General features: G+C 62.3%; 13 protein-coding genes. 7 read left to right on the forward strand and 6 right to left on the reverse strand.

The features are described from left to right. Nucleotides 1-5 precede the first annotated feature (5 nt). From BLL36_RS03485 to BLL36_RS03505, 5 genes are all read right to left on the reverse strand, one after another. Complete coding sequence (locus tag BLL36_RS03485; RefSeq protein WP_076950062.1) at nt 6-2447, reverse strand: penicillin acylase family protein; 2442 nt, start codon at nt 2445-2447, stop codon at nt 6-8. A 222-nt stretch (nt 2448-2669) separates the two neighbouring features. Further along, nucleotides 2670-2882 carry an SEC-C metal-binding domain-containing protein gene (locus BLL36_RS03490; protein WP_076950063.1) on the reverse strand — a complete coding sequence of 71 codons (213 nt, stop codon included), beginning with the start codon at nt 2880-2882 and terminating at the stop codon, nt 2670-2672. Next, nucleotides 2879-3361 (reverse strand): LEA type 2 family protein, encoded by a 483-nt coding sequence (locus tag BLL36_RS03495; RefSeq protein ID WP_076950064.1) that lies wholly within the window; start codon nt 3359-3361, stop codon nt 2879-2881. Before BLL36_RS03495 ends, BLL36_RS03490 begins: the two co-directional genes overlap by 4 nt. 18 nt (nt 3362-3379) lie before the next feature. Continuing rightward, the gene (locus BLL36_RS03500) at nt 3380-3850 is read right to left on the reverse strand and encodes a YchJ family protein (RefSeq protein WP_076950065.1); all 471 of its coding nucleotides are present in this window, start codon (nt 3848-3850) and stop codon (nt 3380-3382) included. Between the two features lie 4 nt (nt 3851-3854). Then, nucleotides 3855-4352 carry a DUF6231 family protein gene (locus BLL36_RS03505; RefSeq protein WP_076950066.1) on the reverse strand — a complete coding sequence of 166 codons (498 nt, stop codon included), beginning with the start codon at nt 4350-4352 and terminating at the stop codon, nt 3855-3857. Between the two features lie 215 nt (nt 4353-4567). Between BLL36_RS03505 and BLL36_RS03510 the strand changes: the two genes are divergently transcribed. Beyond that, the gene (locus tag BLL36_RS03510) at nt 4568-5326 is read left to right on the forward strand and encodes a collagen-like triple helix repeat-containing protein (RefSeq protein WP_076950501.1); all 759 of its coding nucleotides are present in this window, start codon (nt 4568-4570) and stop codon (nt 5324-5326) included. A gap of 133 nt (nt 5327-5459) precedes the next feature. Here the strand turns inward: BLL36_RS03510 and BLL36_RS03515 are convergent, their stop codons facing one another. After that, nucleotides 5460-5924: a CopD family protein gene (locus BLL36_RS03515; protein WP_076950067.1), complete on the reverse strand. Its 465-nt coding sequence runs from the start codon at nt 5922-5924 to the stop codon at nt 5460-5462. Nucleotides 5925-6023: 99 nt separating this feature from the next. On the opposite strand from BLL36_RS03515, the gene dinG reads away from it, so the two are divergent. From dinG to BLL36_RS03545, 6 genes are all read left to right on the forward strand, one after another. After that, entirely contained in the window at nt 6024-8168 is a 2145-nt protein-coding gene (gene dinG / locus BLL36_RS03520; RefSeq protein ID WP_076950068.1) for an ATP-dependent DNA helicase DinG, read from the forward strand. A gap of 88 nt (nt 8169-8256) precedes the next feature. Continuing rightward, the gene (locus BLL36_RS03525) at nt 8257-10554 is read left to right on the forward strand and encodes a beta-galactosidase (RefSeq protein ID WP_076950069.1); all 2298 of its coding nucleotides are present in this window, start codon (nt 8257-8259) and stop codon (nt 10552-10554) included. 82 nt (nt 10555-10636) lie between these two features. Then, entirely contained in the window at nt 10637-11782 is a 1146-nt protein-coding gene (locus BLL36_RS03530; RefSeq protein ID WP_076950502.1) for a serine hydrolase domain-containing protein, read from the forward strand. Nucleotides 11783-11925: 143 nt separating this feature from the next. Further along, nucleotides 11926-13092: an OmpA family protein gene (locus BLL36_RS03535; RefSeq protein ID WP_076950070.1), complete on the forward strand. Its 1167-nt coding sequence runs from the start codon at nt 11926-11928 to the stop codon at nt 13090-13092. Nucleotides 13093-13119: 27 nt separating this feature from the next. Continuing rightward, complete coding sequence (gene pdxH, locus BLL36_RS03540; RefSeq protein WP_076950071.1) at nt 13120-13767, forward strand: pyridoxamine 5'-phosphate oxidase; 648 nt, start codon at nt 13120-13122, stop codon at nt 13765-13767. 263 nt (nt 13768-14030) lie between these two features. Continuing rightward, on the forward strand, nt 14031-14495 hold the full coding sequence (locus BLL36_RS03545) for an outer membrane lipoprotein (protein WP_003231137.1): 465 nt from the start codon (nt 14031-14033) through the stop codon (nt 14493-14495). Nucleotides 14496-14649: the final 154 nt, after the last annotated feature.

Raw genomic sequence — 14649 nt, forward strand, 5'->3', positions numbered from 1 at the left:
AACCGTTACTTGCCGGGCGTCAGCGTCAACCGAGCCTTGCCATACACCTTCTCAAAGTTCTGCGGCTGCATCGGGAAGCTCAGGTATTGCGCCTTGAGCGACGGGTCGATGCCATTGGCATAGTTCGGGCTGGCAGGGTTGCCGGACTGGCCGATGCCACCCTGGCCCATCATCGGTTCCACCTGGCCGAAGTCGACAATCATGCGCAGCGCCGGTACCTGGCTGGTGTTGAAGTCCTGGCCCCAGCGGTACGGTGCCGGGTTCAAGGTGTTGTGATCACCGCCCGACGCCATCGGGCCGCGAATCACCTGGCCATCGGCGCTTTTCCAGGTGGTCATGTGCAATTTGCCCCACTGCCAGGCTTTGTGATCGGCACCCAGTTGGCTGTCCCCGGCGCTCATTGCGGCGGCCAGGCTGCGGGCGAGGATCGCCGGTTTGTCTTCTTTCAGCGGGGTGCGCACATCGTCCCAGAACGGGCTGTCTTCACGGCCCAGCAAGTGGTCGGCCTGGGCGGCGTAGGACAGGCCGGCGTTGCTGACAAACGCTTTCCAGCTCGCGCTGTTTTCCGGGCCCAGTTCGTCGAGGAAGGTCTGCCGGGTGCTTTCCAGCAGGAACAGTTCGTAGATTGCGGCGTCGGCGGAGGTTGCCGACAGCCGGCCGTCGAAGGCCATCAGGCGATTCAGCGCTTCGCGCGCCTTGGCCTGCTCGGCAGACGGCAGCGCGTCGATCGCCTGTTTCAGCGGCTGGGCCATGCCCGGTGCCTGGAACATGGTCTTGAGCTTGGCGGCGAAGGGGGTGGTCTGGTCGTATTGCATGGCGATCATGCTGCGGCTGTCATGCTTGCCGGCATTGGCCAGTTGCGCCAGGCGCTCGCTGCGCTCCGGCGCATCCCAGGAATTGGATAACTGCATGCCGTAGCCACGTGGCGCGGTGCGTTGGTTGGCGGTGCCGATCCAGCCTTGGGCCGGGTCCTGGTCATAGGGGTGCAGCATTGCGTCGGCGTAACCGTCCCAGTCAAAGCGCGTGTCCCAACCCGGCGATGGCAGCAAGCCTTCGCCTTCGCGGCGGTTGGGGAAACGGCCGGTGACTTGCCAGCCAATGTTGCTGGCGTCGGCGAATATCATGTTCAGCGCTATGGCGCGAATCTCGCGGGTCGCGTCCGAGGCCTTGGCGACGTTTTGCGCGCGGGACAGGTCGAAGAACGCATCCAGGCTCTTGTCGTCTTTGAGGTCGGCGGTCTGCAGGGCCAGGCCCAGGCCGGTGGTCAGTGCCTGGCTGCTGTTGAGCAGGGCACCATGACGGGTTTCGTACACCACTTCACGAATGGAGCGCTGGCCCTTGATGAAGAAGGTCTCGTTACGTACGCCCGCAGGGAGCCATTTGCCGTTGTTTTCGTAGTACAACGCGCTGCCCTGGCGCCTGACTTTTTCCAGGAACAGGTCCTGGGTATCGCCCTTGACCGCGCTCATGCTCCACGCGACTTTGCCGTTGAAGCCCGAAAGCAGGGTCGGCAGGCCGGCAATCGAGGCGCCGACGGCCTGGTACTTCGGTGCACGGATTTGCACATAGCTCCAGGGCGACGGTGCCAGCGGCTGGGCGGCGAGGTCGCCAGCCAACAGGCTTTTACCGCTGCGGCTGCGTTGCGGGCCAATCGCCCAGTTGTTCGACGTGGTCACAGCCAGCGCGTTGAGGCTGCCCAGTTGCTGGCTGACCGCGTCCAGCCCGGCCAGGCCGGTGACCTGGCCGAGGTTCACGCCCTTGAGTTTCTCGGCCTCGGCCACGGGGATCGGTTCATCCGGCGCGCTGGGCGTGAGCCAGGCGAGTTTGTCGCTGCCGACTTTCTGTGCCAGCACCAGGGAGGCTATTTCTTCCTGCAGGTTGGCCGATTCGCTGAAATTCAGCAGGCAGAACAGCAGTGCCGAATCTTCTGGCTTCCAGTATTCGGGCTTGTAGCCGGTCTGGGCCAGGTCCGGCGGCAGCTTGTCGCGGTAGCGGAACAGGTAGGCGTTGACGCCACGGGCATACACTTCAAAGAAGCGCTTGAGGCGCGGGCTCGATGCGTTATACAGCTCGCCGGCGCTTTTTTTCAGGTTGACCGCGCGCATGAACCGGTCGACGTCCAGCACTTCAGGGCCAGACATTTCCGCCAGGCGGCCCTGGGCCAAGAGGCGCAGGGTGACCATCTGGGTGATGCGATCACTGGCGTGCACATAACCGAGGCTGAACAACGCGTCATGGAAGGTGTTGCTTTCGATCAGCGGCATGCCTTGGGCATTGCGTCGCACGGAAACATTCTGTGCCAGGCCCTTGATCGGCTGCACGCCGGCAATCGGCGGCAGGGTGTCCTGGGTGCTCTGGAGCTGGCAACCGGCCAGGCTTAACGCACTGGCCACTGCCGCGGCTACGCCGAACCGGGGAAGAAAACGTGAGAGGGCTGGCGAGGCCATGGCAAAGCTCCTGCGGGGGTGGCGTCAGTAAAGGCGCTACGTTAGTGAGCGCGGCGAAACGACGCAAGCGGGAGTTTTGGCAATTGCATGAGAACTTGAAACAGACACTGATCAATGTGGGAGCTGGCTTGCCTGCGATGGCGGCGGTTCAGTAACTGATGGGCTAACTGGCAGGACGCTATCGCAGGCAAGCCAGCTCCCACACTGACCGCATTCAAGAGGTTACGCCCCGTGGCACTTCTTGAATTTCTTCTCGCTGCCGCACGGGCAAGGGTCGTTGCGACCCACGTCCTTCAGGGCGTTGCGCACCGGCTCCTGGTGAGCGTGGCCGCAGTTCGGGCCGTGGACATGGCCGTGCTCGTGGTCGTGGCTGTGATCATGGTGATCGTGATCGTGGTTGCAGTCAGGACCATGGACATGGGGTTGCTGAGTCATCGATGTCGCTCCGGAATAAAATCGCCGGGGATTATCTCGCCATTGTGGTTCACCTGCACGTCATAACCGATGAATAATCCGGTTTTCAGTTCACCTTCCAGGCGATACGGCACAGGCTGGTCGGGATTTTTCAGCATCCGCACCACATCACGGATCTGCGGCCAGAGGTTGGTGCGCACCGAAACCCGAAAGAACTTATGGCCGCGCGGCGGCACGGTCAGCCACTCGTCGGACTCGCCCTCGGTCAACACGAAATCGCCCAGGGAGACCTTGTAGATCAGGCCGCGCACGGTCAGGTCGGCGTCGTCGCGGTTGTCCACGCGAAAGTAGAGCTTGAACTTCTGTTCCAGCAACTTGGCGCGCACCACTTCGACCTTCACCAGGGAGACATGGGGCGGTGGCGAATCGTCCTCGAACCACGACGTGCAGCCGGTCAGGCCAAGGGTTAACGCCAGCATCAAGCTGTACATCCGGAGCATGGCGTCAGTCCTGAGGGGTTAGAGGTAGCTGGAACAACACTTCTTGAATTTCTGCCCACTGCCGCACAAGCAGGCATCGTTGCGCCCGGCCTTCACTTCCACCGTCGGATCGATGAAGTACCAGCGCCCGTCATTCTGTACGAAAGACGAGCGTTCGCGGTGGCTATGTTCGCCGGTCGCGTCATGCCAGCGCGCGGTGAAGGTCACGAAGGCGTGTTCGGGCTGGCCGCCGAACACTTCGGAGCTTTCCACTTCAAGGCCGAGCCAGGTGCTCTGCGCGCTCCAGGCTCCGATGGCGTTGCGATCCAGGCCGGCTTGTTGCGCCGGTAGCGTCGTGGCGACCAGATAGTCCACCAGGCCCAGCACGTAGGCGCTGTAGCGTGAACGCATCAGCGCGGCGGCGCAGGGGGCCGGGTGCCCGGCGTGATAATGGCCGCAGCAGGCATCCAGCAGGTTGCCACTGCCGCAGGGACAAATGGATGTACTCATTGGGTTACCACCAGTACTTTCCGAAATTTTCCGGGTTGGCCCAGAAGCGGGCGTTGAGCCAGTCCGGCACCTGTTTATAGTCAAGCAGATCATAGGTAAACAACGTCAGAACCTGCTCATCACGCTGGAAACGTTCGCCGGCCTGCAAGGCCAGGGAGAAAAAGTCAGTGTCTTTCCAGTCGCAGGCGGCCAGGTCCACCAGCACCGCGATGCGGCTGGCATTGAGGTTGCGGATGCCCCCAAGCAGCGTCAAGCCTTGCGGTTTTGACAGGTGCTCCAGGCAGTCGACCACCAGCGCCAGGTCAAACCGTTGCGCGGCAAGCGCTGCCGGCAACGCGCCCGGCGCCGCGACCGATACTTGGGTATCCGGGTGGGCTTGTTGAAAAGCCTCCAGCGCCGGGAACTGGCTGGCACCCAACAGCAACAGGCGTTTTGGCCGGTGCAGATCAAGCAAGGCTGCCAAGGCTTGCTGGGGTGTACGGGCAGAAATACCAGCGGTCATCAGAGATCCTCGCATCAGGACCCAACAGACTAGCGCGGCTGAGCGTGCGGGCCTAGAGCCGGTGACTGCGAAAATCCTACAGGTTGCGCAGACCCGTCAGACAGAAGCCTTCCCTTTATTAACTTTTTTGATCCTTCACTGGCAAAGCGCCTGTGGAAGTCGTTACTGTGCGTCCAAAGAAAAAAATAGAAACTAAAAATTAGGGGAGCCCCATGATGCGTAAGGTTTTACTGTTGGCCCTGCTGGTCAGCCCCGTTGTCCTGGCCCAGAGCGTCAGTGTCGAAACCAATTCGTTGATGCGCCTGCCCAGCAGCACCAGCGTGCTGCAACTGGAACGACTGGATGTGGCGGACTACGGCACCTTGCTGATTCCCGCCACCATCAGCCAGGTCACGGTGGATGAGCTGCATCTTGGGCGCGACGCGCGCATCGCCATTGTGCCCGGTAACACCGCGCTGCAATTGCAGGTACGTCATGCGCAGTTGGACCAGGGCAGCCAGATCACCTCGCGCGGCGCGCCCGGTACCCACGAAAAGCCGGCGAAGGCCGGGCGTGACCTGACCTTGCGCATCGATTCGCTGAACGCTGAAGAACTTTCCGTGGACGCCCGGGGTGGGGCCGGTGCCAAAGGTTACGCCGGGCTGGACGGCGCCAACGGCGAAGACCCGGGTTGTACCTGGGGCTCGGCGGGACGTGGTTTCAATGGCGACAACGGTGGCGATGGCCTGCCGGGGGCTGCGGGCGCGACCGTGCGGGTTGAATTGCCACGGGACTTCCCTGCGGGTCAGATCAAGGTTTGGGTTGACGGTGGGCCCGGCGGTTTGGCCGGTACTGCGGGCAAACCGGGCAAAGGCGGGCAATCCAAAGGCTGTGTCGTGTACCGCGCCGACGGCGGCGAGAAGGGCCGCCCAGGCTTGGAAGGGCAACCTGGACCGGCGGGGCCAGCGGGTTCCGTGACCATTCAGCGGCTTTGAGTCGCCTGGCCTGACGCCATCGCGGGCAAGCCCGGCTCCCACATTTGACCGCGTTCCAAAGGGCGTACGCGGTTAAATGTGGGAGCGGCGGTGCGACGATTCGACTTGCTCGCGAAAGCGGTGTCCGGTCGCCTCAGAACATCGGCCGAGCCGAAGCAATTGCCACCACCACCAACCCCACAATCAAATTGATCCCCACCAACCTGCGAATCTGCCCCAGCACCGCGGCCCCCGCCGGCCAGTCCTCAGCCGCTACCGCATTGCGCAACGCCGGAAGCTTCAATGCCTGGACACGGATAAACAACGCCGTCATCACCAGATACAAACCCATCATCACCTGCACATAACGCGGCGCGGTCTCAAACCCATTGAAGCGCAACTGCAGCAGGCCGATGCCGCTGATCGGCAAAACCGCCACCGCAACCCACACCCACACGAAAAAACGTTGAAACACATTCGCCCATAGCTTTAGCCGTGCAGGGCCTTCAAGCGCCGCCCCGGCGGCGGGGCGCAGGATCATCCAGGCGAAAAACATACCGCCGACCCACACCAGGGCGGCCAATACGTGCAGCGTATAAGCGAGGTTGAACACGGTCATTGAAGTACTCCGTTCTGCGCGGGATTAATTAGCGGGGTATGATAGCGGCCGATCCGAACCACTGAAAATTTATCCAGCGTTTTTTGCGCCCGACTATCCATGATCAGCACTGAACTCAAAACCACGATCCAGGGTGCCTATTCGCGTTTTCTCGAAGCCAAGAGCTTGAAACCGCGCTACGGCCAACGCCTGATGATCGCCGAAGTGGCCAAGGTCCTCGGGGATATCGACACCGACGACGAAGGCCGCCGCGAGGGCGAGCCCGCGGTCGTGGCCGTCGAGGCCGGCACCGGTACCGGCAAGACCGTGGCCTATAGCCTGGCCGCGATCCCGACCGCCAAGGCCGCCGGCAAGCGCCTGGTGATCGCCACCGCCACCGTGGCCCTGCAGGAACAGATTGTCTATAAAGACTTGCCCGACCTCATGCGCAACAGCGGCCTGAACTTCACCTTCGCCCTGGCCAAGGGCCGCGGCCGCTACATGTGCCTGTCCAAGCTCGACGTGCTGTTGCAGGAAGGCCATGCGCAAACCGCCACGGCGTCGCTGTTCGAGGAAGAAGGCTTCAAGATCGAAGTTGATGAAGTCAGCCAGAAGCTGTTCACCAGCATGATCGAGAAACTCGCCGGCAATAAATGGGACGGCGACCGCGACAGCTGGCCCACCGCCCTGGAAGATGCCGATTGGGCGCGCCTGACCACCGACCACAGCCAGTGCACCAACCGCCATTGCCCCAACTTCGGCCAATGCGCCTTCTACAAGGCGCGCGAAGGCATGGGCAAGGTCGACGTGATCGTCACCAACCACGACATGGTCCTGGCCGACCTGGCCCTGGGCGGCGGCGCCGTGCTGCCCGACCCGCGCGACACCCTGTATGTCTTCGACGAAGGCCACCACCTGCCGGACAAGGCCATCGGCCACTTTGCCCACTACACGCGCCTGCGTTCCACCGCCGACTGGCTGGAAACCACCGCGAAGAACCTTACCAAGCTGCTGGCCCAGCACCCGCTGCCCGGCGACCTGGGCAAGCTGATCGAACAGGTGCCGGAGCTGGCACGGGAAATCAAGACCCAGCAGCAGTTCATGTTCAGCGCCTGCGAGCAGGTGGCCGACTTCAAGCCCGGTGAAGACGTCGAGGGCCGTGAGCGGCCACGTCATCGGTTCGTCGGCGGGTTGATCCCCGAGCATATGCGCGAGATGGGCATCGAGTTGAAGAAAGGCTTCTCACGCCTGACCGACCTGTTCACCCGTCTCACCGACCTGCTCAAAGAGGGCATGGATGGCGAGGTCAACATCGGCATCGCCAGCAACCAGGCCGAGGAATGGTACCCGCTGTTCGGCAGCCTGTTGTCCCGCTCCCAGGGCAATTGGGAGCTGTGGACCGCCTTCACCGTCGAAGACCCGGAAGACAACCCGCCCATGGCCCGCTGGCTGACCCTATCGGAAAGCGGTGCGCTGTTCGACATCGAGGTCAACGCCAGCCCGATCCTGGCGGCGGAAATGCTGCGGCGCAATTTGTGGAACGTGGCCTATGGCTGCCTGGTGACCTCGGCCACGCTGACGGCCCTGGGCACTTTCGACCGCTTCCGCATGCGTGCCGGCCTGCCGAAAAAAGCCGTCACCGCCGTGGTGCCGAGCCCGTTCCACCACGCCGACGCAGGCGTACTGCGGGTGCCGGACCTCAAGGCCGACCCACGGGACGCGCCAGCGCACACCGCTGCAATCATTCGTGAGCTGCCGGGGTTGGTGGAAGGCTCGCGCGGCACCCTGGTGCTGTTTTCGTCGCGCAAACAGATGCAGGACGTATTCGATGGCCTCGACCGCGACTGGCGCAAGCAGGTGTTTATCCAGGGCAACCTGTCCAAGCAGGAAACCCTGAACAAGCACAAGGCGCGCGTCGATGGAGGTGACTCCAGCGTGCTGTTCGGCCTGGCGAGTTTCGCCGAAGGTGTGGACTTGCCCGGCGCCTACTGCGAACACGTGGTGATTGCCAAGATCCCGTTTTCGGTGCCGGACGATCCGGTCGAGGCCGCGCTGGCCGAGTGGATCGAAGCGCGGGGCGGCAACCCGTTCATGGAAATCTCGGTGCCGGATGCTTCGTTGAAGCTGGTCCAGGCCTGCGGTCGTTTGCTGCGCACTGAGGAAGACCGGGGCACCATCACCTTGCTGGACCGCCGTCTGGTCACCCAGCGCTATGGCAAGGCCATCCTCAACGCCTTGCCGCCGTTCAGGCGCGAAATTTCTTAAGCCACCGTGGGCGAATGCGCCCATTTCGTGGTCTATCTCGATTATGTCATCAGGCCATTTATCGGCCGTCTGGGAGAACCTTGTCTGTATGATTCGCACGCTGCCCGCTCTTTTTGCCCTGCTGTTCACCGCGCCGTTGATGGCTGCGCCCGCTGGGCAACAGACCTTGTTCAACTTCGTCCGGCCTGCCGATGTGGTCAAGGTGGCGACCCAGGACGCCAGCCTGCCGCAATACAATGCCGAACAGACCGCCGAAGGCGAAGTGCTGCGCCGCATCACCTTCAGCCCGGCTGCCGAACCGAGCCTGGTGCTCAGCCCGCAAACCGGCACCTGGGACTGGTCCCAGTCGGGGGCCATGAGCCTGCGCATCCAAAGTGCGATGGACTGGGCGTTGACCCTCTACGTCAAGGTCCAGAGCGCTGACGGCCGTACCTTGGTCAGCCGCATCGACCTGCCTGCGGGCCCGGCCCAGACCCTGCTGGTCCCGCTGCAAGCCAACTCGCCGTTGAGCCAGGGCATGAAGGCCGGCCCGCCGATGCCGATCACCGTGGACGGCCAGCGCGTATTGCTGGCCAGCAGCGCCGGTGAAATCGACCGCAGCCAAGTGGTCTCGGTGACCTTGTCGATGATCAAGCCCAACGCCGCGCAAAGCATTCTGCTGGAGCGCTTTGGCGTGCAGGACAGCGAGCCGGTATTGAAAGCCGCCTACAGCGAGTTGGTGGACGCCTATGGTCAATCCACCCGCGCGCGCTGGCCGGAAAAAGTCAGCAGTGACGAGCAACTCAAGGCCGCCGCCGCCAAGGAGCAGCAACAGCTCCAGGCCTGGCTGGCGACGCGGGACAAATCCGCGCTGGACCCGTACGGCGGCTGGAACAAAGGCCCGGCGTTCGAGGCCAGCGGGTTTTTCCGCACCGAGAAGCGCGACGGGCGCTGGTACCTGGTGACGCCGGACGGGCATCCGTTCTATTCCTTGGGCGTCAACACCGTGGCGCCGGACAACAGCCAGACTTACGTGGCCGGCCGTGAATGGATGTTTGCCGCGTTGCCCAAGGCGGGCGAGCCTTTCGACAAGTACTACGGCAGCGGCGACCACCGCACCGGCAACGGCGCGGGTGAGGGCCGCAGCTTTGGCGCCGGCCGTTGGTACGACTTCTATGGCGCCAACCTGCAGCGTACTTACGGCGGGGAAGGGTTTGACCAGAAACGCTGGGTCGCCCACACCCTTGATCGCCTGCAGGCCTGGGGTTTCAACACCGTGGGCAACTGGAGTGAACCGGACCTGGCCGGCGCCGACCGCGTACCGTACACCTTGCCGTTGTCGATCGTCGGCGACTACGCCAGCATCAGCACCGGCACCGATTGGTGGGGCGGCATGCCCGACCCGTTTGACCCACGTTTCGCCATGGCCACCGAGCGCGCCGTGGCTATTGCCGCCCGCGACCATCGCGATGACCCCTGGTTGATCGGCTTCTTTGCCGACAACGAACTGGCCTGGGCGGGCCCTGGCGATGCGCCGAAATCCCGCTACGCCCTGGCCTACGGCACCTTGCGCATGACCACCGACGTGCCGGCCAAGCGCGCGTTCCTCAAGCAACTGCGTGACAAGTACCGTAACGAAGAAGGCTTGTCGAAAGCCTGGGGTATCCAATTGGCCGGCTGGGAACTGATGGAAGACCCGGGCTTCGAGCCGCCGCTGCCCAACCCCGAACATCCGGAAATCGAAGCTGACTTCAAACATTTCCAGAAGACCTTTGCCGATGCCTATTTCAAGACCATCTCCGACTCGCTCAAATGGCACGCCCCCAATCAACTGCTGCTGGGCGGCCGTTTTGCGGTAAGCACACCTGAAGCCGTGGCGTCCTGTGCGCAGTATTGCGATGTACTGAGCTTCAACATGTACACCCTCAAGCCGCAGGACGGTTACGACTTCGCGGCCTTGCGTGCGTTGGACAAACCGGTGCTGATCACCGAATTCAATTTCGGCTCCAACGACCGCGGGCCGTTCTGGGGCGGCGTGACGCAGTTGGCCAAGGAAGAAGATCGCGGCGCGGCGTATGCCAACTTCCTCAAGCAGGCCATGGCCGAGCCGTCGATTGTCGGCGTGCATTGGTTCCAGTACCTGGACCAACCCGTGACCGGGCGTTTGCTGGATGGCGAGAACGGCCATTTTGGCCTGGTGGGCATCACCGACCTACCGTTCCAGGGCTTTGTCGACAGCGTGCGCAAGAGCAACCTGGCAGCGGTCGATCAGTTGGGCAAGGAAGCGCAGAAAGCCAAGGCTGTCGGAGCCGTGCATGAAAGTGAAGGCGGCAAGGCCGGGCACGAAGGCAAAGGCCCGGGGCAGGGCGCCGGGCATGCCGGTGGGCACGCTGGGAATGGTCATTGATTGAGGTCTGACGGGTTCCCAAAAGCCACAATGGCTGGAACAATGTCGACCACTTTTTGCTGTGTTTTCCGAGGGTGTTCAGGTGCAGATCCAAGGTCATTACGAACTCCAGTTCGAAGCGGTACGTGAAGCCTTTGCCGCGTTGTTCGATGACCCGCAGGAGCGTGGTGCCGGGCTCTGCATCCAAATCAGCGGTGAAACTGTCGTCGACCTGTGGGCCGGCACCGCCGACAAGGACGGTCTCGAGGCCTGGCACAGCGATACCATCGTCAACCTGTTCTCCTGCACCAAGACCTTTACTGCCGTGACGGCCCTGCAACTGGTGGCCGAAGGCAAATTGCAACTGGACGTACCGGTCGCCCACTATTGGCCAGAGTTCGCCGCCGCTGGCAAGGAAACCATCACTCTGCGCCAGTTGCTCTGCCACCAGGCCGGGTTGCCGGCGATCCGCGAAATGTTGCCGGTCGAGGCGCTGTACGACTGGCAACTGATGGTCGATACCCTGGCGGCCGAAGCCCCGTGGTGGACACCGGGCCAGGGCCACGGCTACGAGGCGATCACCTACGGTTGGCTGGTGGGCGAATTGCTGCGTCGCGCCGATGGGCGCGGGCCGGGAGAGTCCATCGTGGCGCGGGTTGCGCGGCCGTTGGGGCTGGATTTCCATGTGGGCCTGGCGGATGCAGAGTTCTATCGCGTGGCACATATAGCGCGCAGCAAAGGCAATATGGGCGATGAAGCCGCACAACGTTTATTGCAAGTAATGATGCGCGAACCGGCGGCCATGACGACGCGTGCATTTGCCAACCCACCGTCCATTCTGACCAGTACTAATAAACCCGAATGGCGGCGCATGCAGCAGCCGGCGGCAAATGGTCACGGCAATGCGCGCAGCCTGGCGGGTTTTTATAGTGGACTATTGGACGGTAGTTTGCTGGAAGCCGACATGCTTGAGCAGTTGACCCGTGAACACAGTATCGGGCCGGATAAAACGTTATTGACCCAAACCCGTTTTGGCTTGGGTTGCATGTTGGACCAGCCCCGGTTGCCCAATGCCACCTTCGGCCTTGGCCCGCGTGCTTTCGGGCATCCTGGCGCGGGTGGCTCGGTGGGGTTTGCCGACCCTGAGCATGATGTAGCGTTTGGTTTTGTGACTAATACATTGGGGCCTTATGTACTAATGGACCCACGGGCACAGAAGTTGGTCGGAATATTGGCCGGTTGTCTGTAAACCCCTTGCTGTTTCACGTTTTTTTGTTACAAAGGCAACTATAAGAAGACGCTGAACGAAATGATGTAACTTTAATGTTCTGTAAGCGTCTGTTTAACGGGTCACCCAGACCCCCGTTTCTTTTCTCATTTTGTGGATACCTCATGTTATCGAACAAGTCCTTGGCACTGGCGCTATGCCTCACTATTACCGGTTGCGCACAAACTCCACAAAATGATGCCGAGGGCGGGCATTGGTGGTCATTTGGCTCTGACAAGGCCGCCACCAAGGACCCAGTGACCCAAGCCGATGCCAAGCCGGATGCCAAGCCCGACGCCAAGCCTGCTGCGGGCGCCAAGCCTGCCGCACCGGTAGCCGCCGCTGCTGCGCCTGCCCCGGCCCCAGCCGCCAAGGCTGATACCGGCTCCAGCTGGTGGCCGTTCTCCTCCAAGAGCGCCGACGAGAAGGCTGCCGATGCCAAGGCCGACCTGAAAGCCGACCTCAAGGCCGCTGAGCCGGCACCCGCCGTCGCCAAGACGGACACCGAAACCCACTGGTGGTGGCCGTTCGAAAGCAAACCCAAGCCCTTGGCCAAGGTCGACGTGACCAACGTGCCGATGCCCGATCCGAAAATCACCCAGGCCTGGCTGGACGACTATGAGCCACGCCTGCGCGCTGCCATCAAGGACAGCAACCTGCAGCTGGAACGTCGCGACAACGTGCTCGTCGTGATTGCCCCGGTCGACGGCTCCTACAACCCGAAACGCCCGGCCATGTTGCTGCCGGTCACCCTGGGCCCGTTCACGCGTGTGGCCAAGGCTGTTGAAGCCGATCCAAAGACCGCCGTATTGGTATTGGGCCACGTTGATGCCACCGGCACCGCCCCGGCCAGCCAGGCGTTGACCAAGGAACGCGCGCAATCGATCGCCTCGATCTTCAGCCTCAGCGGCCTCAAGCAAGACCGCCTGATGCTGCGCGGCATGGGCGACCTGATGCCCCGTGCCGCCAACGACAGCAATCAGGGCCGCGCCCTGAACCGTCGTATGGAAATCATGTTCACCCAGCGCTCGACCATGTTGGCCCTGTTGAGCAAGTACAATTCCGGCAAGACGCCGCCTGTGGCTGAAATGGTTGCCGTGCAGAATGTTCCTGCCCCGACGCCTGCCGCCAAGGCTCCGGCGAAAAAAGCGGCTGCCAGCAAGGCAACCACCAAGAAAGCCGCTGCCAAGCCTGCCGCCAAAAAGGCCCCGGCCAAGCCTGCCGCCAAGAAGCCGGCTGCGGCCAAAGCCAAGGCCGACGCGCCGGCCCCGAGTGACCAGGCAAAAAACTGATCCGCTGAACCAGAAGGATAAAGCCGCATGACCCAGGCACTGGCCGATATGCGCCATGATTACACACGGGACGGTTTGAGCGAGGCCCAGGCCCCGAGCGAACCGTTTGCCTTGTTCCACCAATGGTTCGGTGATGCGGTGAAAACCGAGCAGCCTCCGGTGGAAGCCAATGCCATGACCTTGGCCACGGTCGACCACGACGGTCGCCCACACTGCCGCGTCCTGTTGCTCAAGGGCCTGGATGCGCAGGGCTTTACCTTCTTTACCAATTACCAGAGTGCCAAGGGCCAACAGCTCGCGGCACGGCCGTTTGCGGCCATGACTTTTTTCTGGCCGACCCTGGAGCGCCAAGTGCGCATCGAGGGACGGGTGGTCAAGGTCACGCCTGAGGAGTCGGACGCTTACTATCAGGTCCGTCCGCTGGGCAGCCGCCTGGGCGCCTGGGCTTCGCCGCAGAGCCAGGTCATTCGTGACCGGGAAGAATTGCAGAATCTGCTCAAGGCCACCGAGCAGCGTTTCAGCGACACGCAGCCCGATTGCCCCGAGCATTGGGGGGGCTATCGTTTGCTGCCCGAGCGCATCGAGTTCTGGCAAGGCCGCGCCAGCCGCCTGCACGATCGCCTGAACTATCGCCTGCAAGGGGCCGATTGGACACGTGAGCGCCTGGCGCCCTGAGCTGCACCTTTCGTCACTTCACTGGAATGATGCCTGCCGAGCCGACGTCTCAATGCGAGAGACTTAGGTTGCAGGCTGCTGCGCGGCTACAATGAAGAAACAGCTGCTGCATTGCCTGGAACGCGAGCGGGCTACCCGTTGTGGAGTTTTCCGATACTGGCAGTCTGTACTCAGGCTGAATGAAAGCAATTTTCTGCGGTGCTTGCCGTGACAGGCGTCAAGCTGCAGCGTTTAATGAACACCTGTCCTTTGGAGTTGATGCTATGCGTAAGTCCGTTTTACTGGTTGCCTGCTTTACCACCCTGTCGTTGCTGTTGGGTGGCTGCGCCTCGAGTCTGACCGGCGACTCATACTCCCGTGACGAAGCGCGTCGTGTACAAACCGTGCGCATGGGCACCATCGAGTCCCTGCGTCCGGTGAAAATCGAAGGCACCAAGACCCCAATCGGCGGCGCTGCCGGCGCGGTCATCGGCGGCGTTGGCGGCAGTGCCATCGGCGGTGGCCGTGGCAGCATCGTTACCGCAGTGATCGGCGCTGTCGCCGGCGGCCTGCTGGGTTCGGCCACTGAAGAAGGCCTGACCCGCACCCAGGGCGTGGAAATCACCGTTCGCGAAGATGATGGCAGCACCCGTGCCTACGTGCAGGCCGTGCAGGAGAACGAAATCTTCCGCATTGGCGACCGTGTGCGCATCATGACCGTTGATGGCACCAGCCGCGTTACTCGTTAAGCGCAGGGTGTAAAAACAAAACCCCCAACCGGGTGACTGGTTGGGGGTTTTTGGTTTATGGGGCCAATATTCCAAGGCCGTATTGGGGGCTGAGTATCGGTGATTGAGTTGGGCAAAAAACAGACAATAAAAAACCGCCTTAGTAGGGCGGTTT

Origin of the sequence: Pseudomonas cedrina subsp. cedrina, assembly GCF_001983175.1 — a bacterium.
GTDB classification, from domain to species: Bacteria; Pseudomonadota; Gammaproteobacteria; order Pseudomonadales; family Pseudomonadaceae; genus Aquipseudomonas; species Aquipseudomonas cedrina.